General features: G+C 33.7%; 16 protein-coding genes, 1 tRNA gene and 1 pseudogene. 11 read left to right on the top strand and 7 right to left on the bottom strand.

All coding sequences use genetic code 11. The features are described 5' to 3' along the window. The first annotated feature begins 66 nt into the window (after positions 1-66). From AACL20_RS04770 to AACL20_RS04800, 7 genes and pseudogenes are all read left to right on the top strand, one after another. The gene (locus AACL20_RS04770) at positions 67-1,158 is read left to right on the top strand and encodes an LptF/LptG family permease (RefSeq protein WP_339051854.1); all 1,092 of its coding nucleotides are present in this window, start codon (positions 67-69) and stop codon (positions 1,156-1,158) included. A gap of 154 nt (positions 1,159-1,312) precedes the next feature. Continuing rightward, a protein-coding gene (locus AACL20_RS04775; RefSeq protein ID WP_339051669.1) for an IS5 family transposase occupies positions 1,313-2,133 on the top strand; the annotation gives its coding sequence in 2 pieces (ribosomal slippage) (positions 1,313-1,700 and positions 1,700-2,133; 822 coding nt in all). A 74-nt stretch (positions 2,134-2,207) separates the two neighbouring features. After that, positions 2,208-2,690 (top strand): transposase, encoded by a 483-nt coding sequence (locus AACL20_RS04780; protein WP_339051855.1) that lies wholly within the window; start codon positions 2,208-2,210, stop codon positions 2,688-2,690. A gap of 42 nt (positions 2,691-2,732) precedes the next feature. Then, positions 2,733-3,553 (top strand): IS5 family transposase gene (locus AACL20_RS04785; RefSeq protein WP_339051669.1). Its coding sequence is split into 2 segments (ribosomal slippage): positions 2,733-3,120 and positions 3,120-3,553, totalling 822 coding nucleotides; the frame shifts between segments, so codons are not numbered across the junction. Between the two features lie 29 nt (positions 3,554-3,582). Then, positions 3,583-3,975, top strand: a pseudogene (locus AACL20_RS04790) (transposase); the annotation flags it as partial. Between the two features lie 623 nt (positions 3,976-4,598). Beyond that, complete coding sequence (locus AACL20_RS04795) at positions 4,599-4,991, top strand: hypothetical protein (protein ID WP_339041840.1); 393 nt, start codon at positions 4,599-4,601, stop codon at positions 4,989-4,991. A gap of 76 nt (positions 4,992-5,067) precedes the next feature. After that, a complete protein-coding gene (locus tag AACL20_RS04800; protein WP_339051856.1) occupies positions 5,068-5,916 on the top strand; it encodes an IS630 family transposase in 849 nt (282 codons plus the stop codon). 295 nt (positions 5,917-6,211) lie between these two features. On the opposite strand, the gene lspA is transcribed toward AACL20_RS04800, so the two are convergent. From lspA to dapA, 3 genes are read right to left on the bottom strand one after another with little or no spacing between them, the layout of a single operon-like run. After that, on the bottom strand, positions 6,212-6,814 hold the full coding sequence (gene lspA / locus AACL20_RS04805) for a signal peptidase II (RefSeq protein WP_339051857.1): 603 nt from the start codon (positions 6,812-6,814) through the stop codon (positions 6,212-6,214). 56 nt (positions 6,815-6,870) lie between these two features. Beyond that, positions 6,871-7,929 carry a hypothetical protein gene (locus tag AACL20_RS04810; RefSeq protein WP_339051858.1) on the bottom strand — a complete coding sequence of 353 codons (1,059 nt, stop codon included), beginning with the start codon at positions 7,927-7,929 and terminating at the stop codon, positions 6,871-6,873. Continuing rightward, a complete protein-coding gene (gene dapA / locus AACL20_RS04815) occupies positions 7,923-8,816 on the bottom strand; it encodes a 4-hydroxy-tetrahydrodipicolinate synthase (RefSeq protein WP_339051859.1) in 894 nt (297 codons plus the stop codon). Before dapA ends, AACL20_RS04810 begins: the two co-directional genes overlap by 7 nt. A gap of 403 nt (positions 8,817-9,219) precedes the next feature. On the opposite strand from dapA, the gene AACL20_RS04820 reads away from it, so the two are divergent. Both AACL20_RS04820 and AACL20_RS04825 read left to right on the top strand, forming a co-directional pair. Beyond that, entirely contained in the window at positions 9,220-9,633 is a 414-nt protein-coding gene (locus AACL20_RS04820; protein ID WP_339051860.1) for an IS630 transposase-related protein, read from the top strand. Positions 9,634-9,641: 8 nt separating this feature from the next. Beyond that, positions 9,642-10,097, top strand: a complete 456-nt coding sequence (locus AACL20_RS04825) for a transposase (RefSeq protein WP_339051861.1) — start codon at positions 9,642-9,644, stop codon at positions 10,095-10,097. Positions 10,098-10,424: 327 nt separating this feature from the next. On the opposite strand, the gene AACL20_RS04830 is transcribed toward AACL20_RS04825, so the two are convergent. Together AACL20_RS04830 and AACL20_RS04835 are read right to left on the bottom strand one after the other, a co-directional pair. Further along, a complete protein-coding gene (locus AACL20_RS04830) occupies positions 10,425-12,452 on the bottom strand; it encodes an MFS transporter (protein ID WP_339051862.1) in 2,028 nt (675 codons plus the stop codon). 1,065 nt (positions 12,453-13,517) lie between these two features. Further along, a tRNA-Pro gene (locus tag AACL20_RS04835) sits at positions 13,518-13,594 on the bottom strand. A 102-nt stretch (positions 13,595-13,696) separates the two neighbouring features. Here AACL20_RS04835 and rpmE point away from each other — a divergent pair. Both rpmE and ubiE read left to right on the top strand, forming a co-directional pair. Continuing rightward, the gene (gene rpmE / locus AACL20_RS04840; protein WP_339051863.1) at positions 13,697-14,101 is read left to right on the top strand and encodes a 50S ribosomal protein L31; all 405 of its coding nucleotides are present in this window, start codon (positions 13,697-13,699) and stop codon (positions 14,099-14,101) included. Positions 14,102-14,144: 43 nt separating this feature from the next. Next, the gene (gene ubiE, locus AACL20_RS04845) at positions 14,145-14,966 is read left to right on the top strand and encodes a bifunctional demethylmenaquinone methyltransferase/2-methoxy-6-polyprenyl-1,4-benzoquinol methylase UbiE (RefSeq protein ID WP_339051864.1); all 822 of its coding nucleotides are present in this window, start codon (positions 14,145-14,147) and stop codon (positions 14,964-14,966) included. Positions 14,967-15,264: 298 nt separating this feature from the next. On the opposite strand, the gene AACL20_RS04850 is transcribed toward ubiE, so the two are convergent. Beyond that, a complete protein-coding gene (locus tag AACL20_RS04850) occupies positions 15,265-15,867 on the bottom strand; it encodes an L-threonylcarbamoyladenylate synthase (protein ID WP_339051865.1) in 603 nt (200 codons plus the stop codon). 496 nt (positions 15,868-16,363) lie between these two features. Then, positions 16,364-17,401, bottom strand: a complete 1,038-nt coding sequence (gene recA, locus AACL20_RS04855) for a recombinase RecA (RefSeq protein ID WP_339041824.1) — start codon at positions 17,399-17,401, stop codon at positions 16,364-16,366. Between the last annotated feature and the right edge of the window lie 202 nt (positions 17,402-17,603).

The following is a 17,603-nucleotide window of genomic DNA, read 5'->3' on the forward strand; positions in this document are numbered from 1 at the left end:
ATATGCATTTTTTCAATCTCAAGCAAACGCTAGAATGATATTTTAAATACGCCAAAATTTATCAAGATGAAAATCTACACGAACTATTTACTAAAACAGCTTCTGAAATACTGCCTTGTGCTCTGCACAGTATTTACCGCTATAGTTTGGGTAGTGCATACCTCACAACTCATGCAACTTATCGTCAATAAAGGTATTACTATCTATGATTTCTTTAAACTAGCCATGTATTTGTTACCCTACCTAAATTTCACAATATTACCACTTGGAACGCTAGCAGCGTCAACAATTGCACTAAGCAGATTATATGCAAATAATGAATTGTTGGTACTTCAAACTTCTGGCATTGGGAAGATAAGAATTGCCCTACCCTTCATGCTATTTGGCATCTTTATGACTATAATTGCATATTGTAGCTCATTTTATATTATGCCAAAATCATATAAAAAATTTAAGGATCTCTATTTTTTACTGCAGAATAACTATATATCAGCATTTTTAATAGAGAATTCATTTTCCAGCCAGATTCCAGGAATTACAATATATGTAGGGAATAAAATTGGAACTAATGCATTCTCTAATATTATGATATACGACGCCAGAGAAAAGCAAAATGCTGCAACCATTACAGCAAGATATGGAGAGTTTAATATAGATGGAAATGTTATAAATTTGTCAGTCAAAGATGGAACAAGTCAGCATAAAAATAGCACTAACAACAAAATTTCGATGATATCATTCGATCTATACTCCATGGAGATTGAACTTAGCAAGCAAAAACTACATAAATCGCAAGAGCCTTCAGAATTCTTTGTACAAGATATTATTAAATCTAACGATTTAGGAGTAGATTCTTCTATGCTAAAGGCTCATGCACACCAAAGAATTACATGGCCACTATTTTGCATAGTTTTCCCAATACTAAGCTGCATAATCTCTTTATATAGACATTGCAATAGAGAACATTATTGGAGAAGAACAGTTTTTATCATCATATACTCTATTATACTTGTCGGATGCGCTATACTTTTTAATAACATCACACTCACACATCCAAGTCTATTTTGGCTTGTCTATTTAAATGTTATAGCTCCAATCTCTATATGCGCTTTACTTTTCATAAAAGAAAGCTTCCAAGCTTTCAATGCTTCACGCTAAAATCAACATAACACAAGTTTGATGTGTGAAAATTCTTATAAAGCCAATTCTGGATAAGGCTATATTTTTTGGAAGTTATATAAGGTAGGTATACAATAGACCTCTTGCATAACCATATAAATTGATTAAAATCCTTGATTTTATCAAGGATAACATGAAGTTTGAAAACATCAAAGATGAATACGCAGAAGAGTTTCGCAGGCTTACTGGCATTAAACGAGGAACGTTTGAAGTTATACTAAGTATATTAAAAGAAGCTGAAGCTATTTTAAAGTCTCAAGGTGGAAAACCCAATAAATTGGCTTTAGAAGATCGATTACTCATGACGCTTGAGTACTTGCGTGAATACAGGACATATTTTCATATTTCCCGCAGTTATGGAATAAGTGAAAGTGCCTGTTATCGTAATATACGTTGGATTGAAGATACTCTAATTAAAGATAAACGATTTTCACTACCTGGACGTAAAGCATTACTAAAAAGCGATTCTGAATACGAACTTGTGTTAATTGATGCTACTGAAACACCGATAGAACGACCTAAAAAAAACAGAAGCACTTTTATTCGGGAAAAAAGAGGCGACATACTCTAAAAACTCAGCTTATTGTGGATAAAAGGAAAAAAGAAATCATTTGCACTAATTTTTCTAATGGCAAGCGTCATGATTTCAGGTTATTTAAAGAATCCGGAGTTCACATCCACCCTGAGATTAAAGTTCTTACAGATACTGGTTATCAAGGCATTGATAAGTTGCATTATAATTCAGAGTTACCAAAGAAAAAGACAAAAAAGCGACCACTAAGCAGGAAAGATAAAAAGAAAAATCGTCAATTGTCTAGTGAACGTGTTTTAAATGAAAACGTCATAGGCATGATCAAACGATTTAAAATTATCGCTGATCGTTATAGGAACAGAAGAAAACGATTCGGTTTAAGGTTTAATTTACTTGCTGGTATCTATAACTTTGAGCTTTAAATAGGTTATGCAAGAGGTCTAATAGATAATACCTGTGCTACATAATTTTTTTATAGAAGAAGCATGGCACAGGTATGAAGAAAGATATAACAGAATTATATTGTTTTGTAGATGATTTTTGCAAAATTTATTCTGCGCATGAGAAGAGCAAGTTATTGCCGTCTTTTGCTCAGAGGAATCGTTTATGCTCAATGAGCCTTAGTGAAATGCTGACAATTGTGATAATGTATCACACATCGCATTCAAAGAATTTTAAGTATTTTTATAAAACATATGTGGAATATCTTCATAAGAATGATTTCCCAAAAGCTGTAAGCTATAATCGCTTTATTGCGCTGATGACAAGACTTTTTATGCCATTAAATATACTCCTGCACTTATTATTCGGCGAGAAAACAGGTGTGTATTTTATGGATTCTACGCCGATTAAAGTTTGTCACGCAAAAAGACAATCTAGTAATAAAGTTTTTAAAGGCATCGCCAAATATAGCAAGTCCACCATGGGTTATTTTTATGGATTTAAATTACATTTAATTATCAATAGACCTCTTGCATAACCATATAAATTGATTAAAATCCTTGATTTTATCAAGGATAACATGAAGTTTGAAAACATCAAAGATGAATACGCAGAAGAGTTTCGCAGGCTTACTGGCATTAAACGAGGAACGTTTGAAGTTATACTAAGTATATTAAAAGAAGCTGAAGCTATTTTAAAGTCTCAAGGTGGAAAACCCAATAAATTGGCTTTAGAAGATCGATTACTCATGACGCTTGAGTACTTGCGTGAATACAGGACATATTTTCATATTTCCCGCAGTTATGGAATAAGTGAAAGTGCCTGTTATCGTAATATACGTTGGATTGAAGATACTCTAATTAAAGATAAACGATTTTCACTACCTGGACGTAAAGCATTACTAAAAAGCGATTCTGAATACGAACTTGTGTTAATTGATGCTACTGAAACACCGATAGAACGACCTAAAAAAAACAGAAGCACTTTTATTCGGGAAAAAAGAGGCGACATACTCTAAAAACTCAGCTTATTGTGGATAAAAGGAAAAAAGAAATCATTTGCACTAATTTTTCTAATGGCAAGCGTCATGATTTCAGGTTATTTAAAGAATCCGGAGTTCACATCCACCCTGAGATTAAAGTTCTTACAGATACTGGTTATCAAGGCATTGATAAGTTGCATTATAATTCAGAGTTACCAAAGAAAAAGACAAAAAAGCGACCACTAAGCAGGAAAGATAAAAAGAAAAATCGTCAATTGTCTAGTGAACGTGTTTTAAATGAAAACGTCATAGGCATGATCAAACGATTTAAAATTATCGCTGATCGTTATAGGAACAGAAGAAAACGATTCGGTTTAAGGTTTAATTTACTTGCTGGTATCTATAACTTTGAGCTTTAAATAGGTTATGCAAGAGGTCTAATGAAAAAGGCGAATTTGTTGCTTTGCAGATCACAAAAGGAAATGTAGATGATAGAGTCCCAGTTCCCAAATTAACAAAAGATTTGCTTGGTACAGTTTACGTAGATAAAGGCTATATAAAGCAAAATCTGTTTCTCAATTTGTATGAAAGAGGTCTTAAAATGGTGCATAGCATAAGAAAAAACATGCAAAACAAATTAATGACCCTCAGAGATAAAATTTTACTCCGAAAACAAACTATAATAGAAACTGTATTCGATTATTTAAAAAATAAAATGAATATCGAGCATACAAGGCACAGATCTCCTATTAACGCATTTGTTAATATTCTTGCTGCTCTTGTTGCTTATGCCTTCAAGAAAAACAAACCATCTTTAAATTTTAACTTTCATCCCTTGTAAAATATAGCCTTATCCAGAGTTGGCGTTATAATATTATCTTTGCCAAATTCTGAGTTTTTATAATCATAGTTGTCAGTACTATTAACAAAGTGATTATATAGTACGCGCGCCAAAAAGTCTCGGAACAAGCATGAAATGCTGCCATGAGTGTCAAAATAGCGCTTTAAATCCGTAAAAAAATGTTATAATAAACGCAAAAAACTTACGGATGTTGCGAAAGCAGTGTTTGCGCGGGGCACATAAGTAATAATATACCCAAAAATTAGCGCAGTGCTAAGTACTGGACTAATTTGTGCACATTTCACTTCTCCACAAAAATTTATATTTGCGCACGCAAATCAATTTTTGGTGGACGGACTATATAAGCTTTTTTGCCTAATTTTTCATATTACCTTGTCCATTTCTTTGCAAATATGCAAAAGTGTTATGCATAGAAATTAACAATACTATGAAAAATTATGCTCTTAAAATCTTCATACAAATATATTTCTGATTATTAATCAGTAACTCAAGTTATACCAATTCTTCATTTACCTATGGTATTTGCCATATCATTAATAACTTAAAACCTTTGCTCACCTCCTCAATGCTTTAAGCAAAATCATATAAGTTAAGCTTCAACTATGAAATACGAAAACAGTAAAAAACACAAAAAAGATAGAGATCGTTTACTAAAAAAAACTAGCGCAGTAGTGCAAGACTTACTAAATCTCATCTCTATTTATATCAAACAAACAAATGACATAAATCAGATAATTTCAAGCAATAACAAAAGCAAAAGTAGTGTACTTACAGCATTTATCGCTATAAATACTGTAATAATAAAGCTACTAGATATATATCAATCCTTTAAAGATCGAGAATTTCAAACTTCCAAAAATAACTCTAACAATCATGAAATTGATTCAAAATTATCCGATGAAGATATGGAAATCTTGAGACAATTTTTAAATATTCATAATCACGAAACACACAATATAACTAAAATAAAACAACAACGTAAATCAGCATCATAGCCAACCAAAGTTTAAAAATTGATATATAGTAAATCAAGTTGAAGTTTGCGCATATGTGTGTTATTCTTAAAAGAAAATGCCATCCTCATACAGCGAAGATTTTCGGAAAAAAGTAATCACATATGTAGAAAGAGGTAATAGCTGCGAAAGCGCCTCGATAAAATTTGAAATAGCATCAAACACGGTAAGGAATTGGTATAAAAGATATACTTTAGAAGGAAGCTATTCGTCAAGAAAGGTAGGTGGTAAAAAAGGAAGAATAAATGCGGAAGAAGTTGCAATATACGTAAATAGCAAGGCTGATTTTATTTTATCCGAAATGGGAGCACATTTTGGTATGAGTGCATCAGGTGCGTTATATTGGCTTCGTAAGCTAGGCTACAGTTATAAAAAAAACTACACGTATGTGGAAGCAAGTGAAGAAAAGCGCAAGTCCTACCAAGAAGTCATAAAAAGGATGCGTCCTCAAAGTCTTGTATATATAGATGAAAGTGGCATTGATATGAATATTTGCCAAGACAGAGGATGGTGCAAGAAAGGAGAAAAGCTTGTTTGTAAGAAGAGTGGTAAATATTACGAAAGAACTAATATTATATCTGGATTGGTCAATAATAGACCGATAGCGCCTGGAATATTTAATGGCTCTTGTAATACAAAATTATTTGAAGCTTGGGTTGAAGAGTTTTTGATAAAAGAACTAAAACCTGGACAAGTTGTAGTAATGGATAACGCTACATTCCATCGTTCACAAAAAACTAAGGATCTAATTGAATCTGTTGGTTGCAGAGTAATTTTTCTGCCACCTTACTCTCCTGATTTGAATCCTATAGAGAAATTTTGGGCTAATATGAAACGATGGATCAAACTTAAAACTAACACAGTGGATAAATTATATAATGCTTTGGTTCAATTCTTTAATACGTAAACCTCAACTTAATTTACTATAATATCAAGTCGCTTGCGTCATAACTCTAAAAAGCGTGGAATTTATGTTGGTTATAAACAATTATTATGCACCGAAAATCCAACAGAAAAAGTGGTGAAGTTGCCAAAAACCTTATGGATTTTGTTAGGCACTACCGCTTCTAAGCTAATTTTTATACATTTAACTTATACAAAAATTTATTTGTGCAAGCAAATCGATTTTTGACGGACAGACTATCAAATATGATAACAAGAAATAACAGAAGTATATTATGCGTAAAGCAAAGCTTCTGACGCTAAATCTTTTTTGATTTACATAAAATAAAGCAGACTAAAGCTACACCAATTACTATTGCTGCATCTGCAATGTTAAATGAAGGATAATGATAACCAACAACATGAAAATCTAGAAAATCAAATACAGCTCCAAATTTTATCCTATCAATGATATTTGCAATTGCACCACCTATTATCATCCCACATCCAAGCATCACACCTATATTCTCATAAATTAAATATCTAACTAAATAAAGGAAATACAATATTATAACTACAGAAACACATATTATAAACAACTGACTTCTATCATGCGTATTAAACATCCCAAATGTAATTCCATGATTCCACACATATGACAAATTGAAAAAGCTTGTAATGACAATTGGCCTATATATCAAATGCATTTCAGATATATTATCACATATATTGTTCGAGTCTGACTCTGAACTTGATTCTGTAATTATACCGTCAAATTCATGCTTTAAATTACCAGATTTAAATATACTTAAACAATCAAGTGTCACTACTATATGATCTTCGTGGAGTTCATTCTCCAACTCACCATTTTTATGAAAATATTCAATAACACTTTGCTTAGAGAATTGATCTATTAAAATCACAGTAGATATGATAATTATAAATCCGAACGCTTGAAAAAATCTCATCATAACTCAAACTACCATTTTGCTTTATTTAGTAAAAACAAGGCAGATGCTAGTACATTCTCCTGATTCATATATAAACCATCAGTGTCATACAGCAATTTATACAATTTATCGAATAGCATTACACTCTCTTCTGCTTCTTTTTTCCCGAAATTCCTTCCAGCAACCTCTATTTTCACCTTGCGCACAACTAAGCGGAGAATAGCTATTTTCAATACTAACACAACAGATGAATCAGTTTTAGCCCATTCTATTATATCATTAATATCTTGAAAGTTATGAATTTTTGATATCTTCTCCAATCCGCTAAATTCCATATCTAAAATACTTTGTAATAACTGTACGTTCCCACCAATAAGATTATAAATTTCAATAGGCAAATTCTTAGATTTCTCACCACAAATTCTGCAAAAATCACTATATGATATTTGAGAAAATTTTATCACTCTGCATCTTGATAGCAATGTAGCAGGAATATTCCGCATGCCACTTGCTATAAGTATAAGCATAGTATTTTTCCCTGGCTCCTCTAAAGTCTTTAACAAAGCATTTGCAGCATAGCTATTCATATAGTCAGCTGAATCTATTATGACAACTCGATAGTTTCCAAAAGCAGGAGTAGATTGTAAAAATTGTATTGCAACTCTAACTTCATCAATTAAAATACCTCTATTTTTCTTAGACTCAAGTGAGCTGGTAAACTCATCACGTAACACCATAAAATCTGTATGTGAATAATGCTCAATACGCTTTAATATTGGATCTTGAGAAAATGATTTTAAAGTTCCTTGTATAGAAAAATTAGCCTCATCTCCTTGGTTTTCACATGTTCCAAACATGCTCGCTTGTCTAAAAGAGAGCGTATTGTCACGTTCCAGAATCTCCTTCCCATATGTATCATATAAAAATAAAAACTTTACTAGTTGATATGCAAATGTTGCTTTTCCTATACTACTTTGCCCTAAAAATAAAAGTGCGTGCGGCAACCTATCTGAAAGTACAGAATCTAAAAAAAACTCAGAGATTTTATCATGTCCATACAGATCATTATTTTTTATAGGATCTAACACAAATCATCTCCAATTGAATGTATTGCATTTAGTATTGTACGTTGACTCTGCTCAGAAATTTGAACAAGTGGCAGCCTAAGCTCTGACGATTCTATTAAATCTAGCGAATATGCAGCATACTTAACAGGCGCTGGATTTGTTTCACAAAACATTGCATTATGTAATTCTAAAAGTTTCCTCTGTAATAACAGCGCTTCCACATATTTACCAGATGCTGTCAGCTCTTGCACTCGTTTGCATAATTTTGGCGCTATATTTGCTGTCACTGAGATACAACCTTGCCCTCCATGTACATTAAACGCAACAGCATTATCATCATTCCCAGTCAGTTGTATAAAATTACTATTTCCTGACTTTTCTAACAGAGTCGCAAGAGCCAATGGACGACTTATATCACCGGTTGCATCCTTAATGCCAATTACATTTTTCAAAGACGCAATTTGGGCTATAGTCTCATCACTAATATTAACAGCCGCTCTACCAGGAATATTATATATTATAATAGGAATATCAGTACTCTGACAAATAGTCTGATAATGTGCAAGGATGCCACTTTGTGTCGGCTTATTGTAATAAGGAGCTGAAACCAAAATACAATCTGCGCCCAAGCTTTTTGCTTGCTTTGCGTACTTAACAACCTGAGCAGTTGAATTGCTACTGGCACCAACCATCACTTTTGCGCTTCCAGCAACATGCTTCACAACATATTTAATGATAATATCTCGTTCACTGTCACTTATCGTAGGCGCTTCACCCGTTGTTCCAAGAACTAAAAAACTATCTACACCAGCAGAAATTTGATAATCCAGCAGCTTCTTTAGACTATCTATATCAACAGCACTAGAACAAAATGGCGTAACCAGAGCAGTACAAAGTCCATTAAACATAAGTTAAGAGTACTAAGAAAATGTTTAGACAAAAAGAAATAATAGAAAGCAGCAGGACACTCAATCCTTAACACTTTTAAGTACTAACAATCAAGCTTCTATAATATTCCATTCAAGCGGTAACATCAGTACTGCAGACTACACATGCTAGTACTGCCTAATATTTTAATACTTCAGACTATTTCATGTTATATGTATGCTTGTCATACTTTTCAAAATTGGCGCCTTCTATTTTGTATACACATACCACTCAATTTTTCCTAGCTCTTTTTGAAGTCTAACTTCGTATATGACACTTTCAACAAAGAGCATGCTTATAATCAATACCACTTCTCAATGAAACTTCTTCAAACGCCTGCTTCAGTGAGGCAATTATAGCAAAAGCGTTATAAAAGGAGTATGAGTGAAGGATTTGCTATGCTATGCTATCAAAGGTATAACTATAGAGAAAAAAATGACCTATCCGCTCTCATTCAGAAAAAAGATATTAAAGATCAAGGCAAAAGAAGAGTTATCATTTTCTGAGGTTGCGAAGAAATTTGGAATATCCAAAGCTGCAATATTTCGTTGGAGTCAAAATATTGAACCACAAAAGTATAGGCATAAGAAATGGAGCAAAATAGACGTTGTAGCACTCAAGAAGGATATAGAAGAGTATCCAGATAGCTATTGCTATGAAAGGGCAGCACGCCTGTGTGCTAGTACAACCGGGATAAGAGATGCGCAATATCGCTTAGGTGTTAGCTATAAAAAAAACTCTAAATCATCCAAAAGCGGATCCAGAAAAAAGATCTATGTTTTGCCAAAGGATTGCTGATTTGGAAAATGAAGGGAAGCAAATTGTTTATATTGATGAAAGCGGCTTTGCTCACGATATGCCTAGAACACATGGTTATTCGATTAAGGGACGGCGTTGCTATGGCAAGCATGATTGGGGTGCCAAAGACAAGAACGAATGCTATTGGGGCTTTGATGGGAAGCACTTTAGTTGCTATTGGGTTGCTAACAGGATCGGTTGATACATCAGTGTTTACATGTTGGGTGGAAAACATTTTATTACCCAATATTCCCCCAAATTGCGTGATTGTAATGGATAATGCAACTTTTCATAAAGGTGTTGATATGCAGCAATTGATTGGAAATTCTTGCCACACATTGCTTTATTTGCCTCCATATTCTCCAGATTTAAATCCTATTGAGAAAAAATGGGCCCAAGCTAAACAAATTCGACGTAATACCAACTGTACGCTTGATGAACTCTTTACAAACTATTTGTCATAATCTTTTTATGACGCTTTAGCTATATAAGGAACATACGAAGCACAACAAGGAAGCACAAGTGTATACGCATTATATTAGCATCCACTAAAGGCCAAAGAATGCGACAAATCAATTGAGCCCTGGAAACAAACGTTTGAAGAAGAAGTCTATTTATCAGAGATATATAGCTAAGGCAGCATAACAAAGTCATGCCAAGCTTTGTCTTTTTGATAAATTTTCAGTCAGCTTTTCGTTTAAAATAGAGTGACATTGCCGATTTCAAGCGAACAAAAATTTATTCTAAATACTCGTTTGCTATGCCTATTTTATAGCACTTCAGCTATATAATTAAAGCTTATGATTTGATCTACATTTAATCAAAATATCCATACAATAGTTAAATATTCTATCTTCAAGCATAAATTTATTGTTAATATTCAGGATATCCGCAGTATAAGCACTACTTGTCATTAAATAACGATTGCTCTCTACCGCATTTTTAATCTGCTTTTCTTGTGGTCTACTACTTATAGTATGCAAGTTATGCAATCTATCAATCTGCTTAATCAATAAAGCTTCAGGATCCTCTCTTAATTCCCTAATAATATCTTCCAGAGTGAGCATTACTATACTGCCATCAATCACTCTAAATTTTGTGAGCTTATAAACCATTGTAGCAATTCTCTTATTAAATTCCTTTTCTAGCAATGTAACAGGGCAATCACTATCTTCAATAACATCATGGAGTATTGCTGCTATAATAATGTCAGTTTTACAGTAATATTCTGCAATAATACCTGCTACCGCTAGTGGATGAGAATAAAATGGCTCACCTGTATCTCTAAATTGACCATCATGCCATTTCTTAGCAAAAATAATAGCCTTCTCTATTAGCTTCAGATTTAACTTACTACCTTGCAATTTTGCTTGATCTGACACAATACGTAATAAATCCAGTGAATGCTGACAATTTGCATCATAAGCACTATAAATTTCTTTTTCATCAAAATCATACTTTTGTTCATAATCAGATGATGCAGAATCTCGATATCTCAGATTTTTTTCATCTGGATAATTAAAATATTTACCACTCTTTTTTTCTAGTTTTTTGATATACTTTATTGCCCATAAGAAACTAATCACTGATGGAGTATATATGATCAAAACAGCATAATGTCCTATGTACTCAGTTAGAAGAATAACACTAAACGAAACTATTAATATTGAGAAAGCAACAGATACTCCAAATGTTGTTGCTATCATTACAAAGCGCCTAGCAATAGGTATATGCTTAAAACAGGCAATTTCTACTCCAAATGATAATGCAGCAGGGAGAAGCATTATAAGCTGTAAACACGTTAATGAAATAACACTCGAAGCATGATCAAGACAATATGGCAGGAATGGCAATAAAACACAAAATAACGAAGTAAATATATTCGCCATTTTTACAGGATGATATTTTTTAAGAAAGAATACTGCAAATGACACTATAAGTATTATCATTATATGAACTCTCAAGTTTTGATTAATAACCTGTTCATAGCTCATTCCCAAAACTTCTTTCATAAAATTGCCCATGTAGATAAATGTCATATAAAAACAAACAGATGACATTGATACTGCAAAGCAATATGCTAAAATAATCTTTTTATCCGCTTTTTTCTTATATACATATAAATTCTCTGCTATATTTGGATTTTGCTTGCTTATTTCTGCTTTTATCTTCATCCTGAGTCTGAAGTCTACAAACTCAGGAGTCTCTCTAAGCCTCATTCTAGCAACGAAACCAACAACAGCTATTATAGCTCCTATCCAAAAAGCCATTCTCCAGTTAAAATCCATGGAAATAGCAAACGAAGCAACAGTTAAAGCAAATAACCCTCCAGCTTTTGAAGCTATACTAATGATACCATTACATACATATCTATATGGCTGCTTTATAGTTTCTGCTAAATAAAGCTGCGCTCCAACAATCTCTCCTAAAGAAGAAAATCCTTGCAACATCCTACATATTACCATTGTAATAGTTGCGGTAATTCCAATTTCTTCATATGTACCAATATTTGCAATTAGTACGCATGTGACAGCCATGATACTAGTTGTTATAATAATTGTAGACTTGCGACCTACTCTATCACCAATCCATCCTATTACAAACCCGCCAATAGGCCTCAAAATAAATGTTGCAGAGAAAGTAAAAGCTGCAAATAGTTTTACAACTATAGGATCACTTTGTGGAAAAAATAACTCATTTAAAAAAATTGACATGTGTACAGTCAACATTAAGTCAAAATACTCTAAAAGAGTCCCTATTGATAGCACACTTACAGCTTCTCGTTGCTGAGCAGTAAGTCCTGTGGCATTATTTAACATATTTAATTACACTACTCCATTTAATGCGCATAAGTCTATTGAGCAAACAAAAAATAAGCAATTGTTTTCCTCTTTAGCCTTTATATCAAATGCAAATCTAATTTTGTATTTGAATAAAATCAATCAAACAGCAATTAATGCAACTTTACATTGCAAATAGTTAAAAATCGAAAGATTTATCCGGAATACAACGACATCATCTATCAAGATACATTTTCATGAATAGTATATCTCACATAATTGAACAACTTAAGCAATTAAGCAGTTGCTTATAGCAGCAGAGTTTTTATCAAACGAGTTATCTATTCTATCCGTCAAAAATAGATTTGCTGGGCAAATAAAATCTTTGCAGAAAGTTAAATGTACAAAAATTAGCCCAAAGCTGCGGCCCTGTGCTAATTTGTGTGTATATTGATTTCCGATACTATGACTTCCGATACTCGCAAATACTACTTAGGCAGTGCCAGCAAAGTCACCTGCGCTGGCCTTTTTGACATAATGTTCCACATCACTTCGTTAATTTCTTTGTAAATAATATAAAAATATTAGAAACAGAAATTAACTTGCACCCTAAAAAATCATGCTTTCAAATCCTTGCACATGCACTTTACTTTTAGTGCAGTACCACGTACACAAATTGAGTTAGAAACAACATGCCTAAAGTTTTCAAAATATAAAATTCAACGATGTTTGCAGAGTAGACATGTTGCAAGCCACTACTAAAGTGGCAAATAGTATATATACCTTTCTTTGTATTGCCGAAAAATCTGCCATACACTCTGATTACATAACAAACATCAACTCTTCATTTACCTGCGGGATATCATTACTCTAATTAGTATCTTACTGAATCAAATAAAAATCACATCACGCGCGCTTGTTAACGAAAAACGACAAGCAGCCAGCACTGTCACACAACTTCAAACTCATTAAATGCTCTACTGAAATGGCAATACCAAAAGCATGTTACAAAAATAATAGACAATTTGTTCAACGCAGAAACAGAATAGAAATGAGATTGTTTTAATGACTTAAAGACAACTGCTAGATCCAAAGAAGAATACGTGGTCGGGGCAGAGAGATTTGAACTCCCGACCCTCTGGTCCCAAACCAGATGCGCTACCAGGCTGCGCTATGCCCCGACTTTCTAAATGAGCTATTACCTTTTATAACATCAGCGCACCTTTTTCAAGTGTAAAATACAAAAAACTCCTTGTATAGTTTAGTTTTTTTTTATATGCTCAGTGCCAGAAAATAAAGTGGAAACTCAAAGTATAGTTCAAACACGCATGCCAACAACAAAACAAAAATCAAAAGCGGCTAGTTCAAAGCAAACTAGCGCTGCAACGCAAAATAAAAGTGTTGCAAGTAAAAAGGTTGTAAAAAAAGTTTCGATCACCAGTGAGCAGGTGAGCGCTCATAAGAAATCCACTATACATCCTAATTACAGAGAAATAAGCGTTGAGATGACTGATGGCGTCATTTTTAAGACATACTCTACTTACCATAATGACTTTTTGAAATTAGATGTTGATGTAAAAACGCATCCAGCTTGGACTAAGGATGCAAATTACGTAAACACCAGAGCTAGCGCTGTAGCGAAATTTAACAGTAGGTTTAGCGGCGTAAGCTTTATTTCAAAAAAGTAGGCCATTGAATTTTATAACAATATAACTCGAGAATGAGCGACATATGGCTCATAGCTTGAAAAATAGCAGCCGAGATGATGATCACATCTCAAAAAATTGCGATGATGATTTGCAAAAACGCAATGTCACAGATGGTGTCTATTTTGGCTTTGAACAAGTAGATAGCAACACGAAAGCATCTAAAGTGCAGAAAGTTTTTTCTGATGTTGCAACTCAGTATGATTTGATGAATGACATAATGAGTTTTGGGCTGCACAGAGCCTGGAAGAATGAGTTTATCTCCTTGATCCCTGCAAAACGTGGAAAAGTACTATTGGATCTTGCAGGTGGCACTGGAGATATAGCTTGTAGATTCTTGGATAAAGGTGGAGCAAGAGCTGTTGTATGCGATAGCAACCTTGATATGTTGCAAGTAGGAAGAAGAAGATGTATAGACTCAGGCTTGCACTATAAATCTATCAATTGGGCCCATGGTTCTGGTGAATCCTTACCGTTTAATGATAACACATTTGACTGCTGCACCATATCTTTTGGCATTAGAAATTTCACTGATATAAATGCTGCCCTCTTAGAAGTGCATAGAGTCTTGAAACCGTGTGGCATGTTTCTATGCCTGGAGTTTTCACATATAAAAAATGAAGTGTTAAATGATATCTATAACTTTTATTCGTTTAAAGTTATTCCTAAAATAGGCAAAGTAATTACAGGGCACTCTGAACATTACAAATACCTTGTTGAAAGCATAAGAAAATTTCCAAAAGCCAATAGGTTTGCTAGGATGGTTGAATCCGCTGGCTTTACGTCAGTCAACTATAAAAAACTCTGCTTTGGAGTTGTAGCAATTCACTACGGTTATAAGATATAGATAGTCGTTGTTTCATCATTCTTGAATTGAAGGATTGAGGTTGGACTGCAAGCAATCTGGCTCACACTCAAGCCAGATTGCTTCGATAAAAGAAAAATTTTTACTCTTTCTAATTTATTAAGATGGGTATACTATGGTAAATTAAGTTGAGGTTTACGCATTAAAGAATTGAACCAAAGCATACATATGTTATTACTTTTTCCGAAAATCTTCGCTGTATGAGGATGGCATTTTCCTTTGAGTGTAACACACATCTATATATATGCGCAAACTTCAACTTAATTTACTATAGTATATATCACTCTAACGAATTTATAATCTTGCTTGAGCTTATGGCACCTTCTCTGATAATTTTTGGCTTGCCAGCCTGAAAACATACTATAGTAGATGGCTTGCTTTCATATAGCGGTTCTTTATTTGATATAAAGATATCTATTTCATTTCCCAATACTTTCCTTATATCTTCTTCATATAATTGCGTTGTTTCACCAGATAAATTTGCACTAGTTCCAACAATAGGACGATTCATATTTTCTATCAGCTTCAATGAAAATTGGTTATTAGGTATACGTATCGCAATAGATGTCATACCTTGATACAAAGCTGGAGCAAGTGATGTATTGTTTGCTATAGGTAAAATAAGTGTTAAAGCGCCTGGCCAAAACCTTTTGGCCATCTTAAGAGCTGCTTCATTAAATATTGCGTAGCAAGTAGCTTGTTCTATATCTTTTACAAAGATTGGTAACGCTTTATTAAAAGGTCTATTTTTTAGTTTATATACATTTAAAACTGCCTTTTGATTGTAAGCATCACATGTGAGTGCATGAATAGTATCTGTCTCAATGACTATAATACTGCCAGATTTCAGTAGATCTACCGCTTTTTGTATAGAATATTGCATAAGTACTACTGGATTTATCCATTTAACTTATAGTTTGTTAACGCTATTGCGACCGTATACTGCATTATATACAATATTATTTATACTTCTTGCCATACTTTTCAAAATTGCTGTCGTCAAAACAGTCTCACTTCGTATGTACACAAGTTAAATAGTCTATCCGTCAAAAATTACTTAACAAAATCCATAAGGTTGCCACTTTTTCTGCTGGACCTTCGGCGCATCATCATTGCTTGCAAGCCAAGATAAATCCTCAGCTTCTCAGAGTTATGACATAGGCGATTAAATACAACTCTTCATTTATAGAGAGATATCTTCTCCTAAAATGTAGTTATATTGCTAAATTCAAGCGAATGAAAATTTATTTTAAATACTCGTTTGCTATAACGCTTTAGCTATAATGCATATGTTACAAATATTGCATCATTCACAAGTGGAAATGTTAAATAACTTTAATTATTTTGTATATATAGAGTAATAAACATGATACAAATGGCTAGAATACGTTATTATCTTCCTCATTTGCTGCTGTGCCTGACATAGCATTACCTACTATGTCAGCTGCGCTTCTAATCTTTTGCTCTATTTCATCTGCAATATTAGGATTATCCTTTAGATATTTTTTTGCGTTCTCACGCCCTTGACCTATACGATGTCCACCATATGAGTACCAAGCACCAGACTTTTCTATAACACCAGCATTTGCTCCAAGATCAAGAATCTCACCCAATTTTGAAATCCCTGCGCCATACATTATATCAAATTCAACAACCTTAAATGGAGGAGCGACTTTGTTCTTCACAACTTTAGCTCTTGTCTGATTTCCTACAACCTCATCTTTTTCCTTTATACTACCTATTCTTCTAATATCTATTCTAACAGATGCATAGAATTTTAGAGCGTTTCCTCCAGTTGTAGTTTCTGGTGTGCCAAACATCACACCTATTTTCATTCTAATTTGATTGATAAATATCAGGATAGTATTTGACTTTGCAACGCTTGATGTAAGCTTTCTTAATGCTTGACTCATTAGCCTTGCCTGAAGTCCCATGTGATTATCACCCATGTCTCCTTCTATCTCTGCTCTTGGAACGAGCGCAGCAACACTATCTATGACAATCACATCAAATGCTGCAGACCTAACCAACGTATCTGCAATCTCTAAAGCTTGCTCACCAGTATCTGGCTGCGAAACAAGCAAATCTTCTATAACTACTCCGAGTTTTTTTGCATATCCAGGATCAAGCGCATGTTCTGCATCAATAAATGCGCAGCTGCCACCTTTTTTTTGAGCCTCTGCTATCACATGCAAAACTAAGGTAGTTTTTCCTGAGCTTTCAGGACCATAAATTTCCACTATTCTTCCTTTGGGTAGACCACCTATACCAAGAGCTATATCTAGACCTAGAGAACCAGTTGAGATAGACGGTATATCAAGTGTTTCGCTACTCCCAAGCTTCATAATGGAACCTTTGCCATATGCTTTCTCTATCTGTGCTAGAGCAGCTTCGATCGCCTTCTGCTTTTCAGTCATTTTCTTCTTTCAGCTCTTTATGTTATAAATTAATGCATATTAAAAACATGAACGCTATTAATAGACTTGTAAGTCTGCTCATCCAAAATATATTTGCGTAGCAGATATATTTTCGGAAAGTTAAATATACTAAAATTAGCTTAGAAGAAGCCCTAGGCTAATTTTCGGATATATAATTTGTCCTATACCTAGCAAACACCAC

This window comes from Candidatus Lariskella endosymbiont of Epinotia ramella (genome assembly GCF_964019805.1).
Lineage (GTDB): Bacteria > Pseudomonadota > Alphaproteobacteria > Rickettsiales > Midichloriaceae > Lariskella.

Bases quoted from the DNA above. Each gene is read 5' to 3' on its own strand.
- AACL20_RS04770 (WP_339051854.1), top strand. From the start codon at position 67: ATGAAAATCTACACGAACTATTTACTAAAACAGCTTCTGAAATACTGC.
- AACL20_RS04780 (WP_339051855.1), top strand. From the start codon at position 2,208: ATGAAGAAAGATATAACAGAATTATATTGTTTTGTAGATGATTTTTGC.
- AACL20_RS04795 (WP_339041840.1), top strand. From the start codon at position 4,599: ATGAAATACGAAAACAGTAAAAAACACAAAAAAGATAGAGATCGTTTA.
- AACL20_RS04800 (WP_339051856.1), top strand. From the start codon at position 5,068: ATGCCATCCTCATACAGCGAAGATTTTCGGAAAAAAGTAATCACATAT.
- dapA (WP_339051859.1), bottom strand. From the start codon at position 8,816: ATGTTTAATGGACTTTGTACTGCTCTGGTTACGCCATTTTGTTCTAGT.
- AACL20_RS04825 (WP_339051861.1), top strand. From the start codon at position 9,642: ATGAAGGGAAGCAAATTGTTTATATTGATGAAAGCGGCTTTGCTCACG.
- AACL20_RS04830 (WP_339051862.1), bottom strand. From the start codon at position 12,452: ATGTTAAATAATGCCACAGGACTTACTGCTCAGCAACGAGAAGCTGTA.
- ubiE (WP_339051864.1), top strand. From the start codon at position 14,145: ATGGCTCATAGCTTGAAAAATAGCAGCCGAGATGATGATCACATCTCA.
- AACL20_RS04850 (WP_339051865.1), bottom strand. From the start codon at position 15,867: ATGCAATATTCTATACAAAAAGCGGTAGATCTACTGAAATCTGGCAGT.
- recA (WP_339041824.1), bottom strand. From the start codon at position 17,401: ATGACTGAAAAGCAGAAGGCGATCGAAGCTGCTCTAGCACAGATAGAG.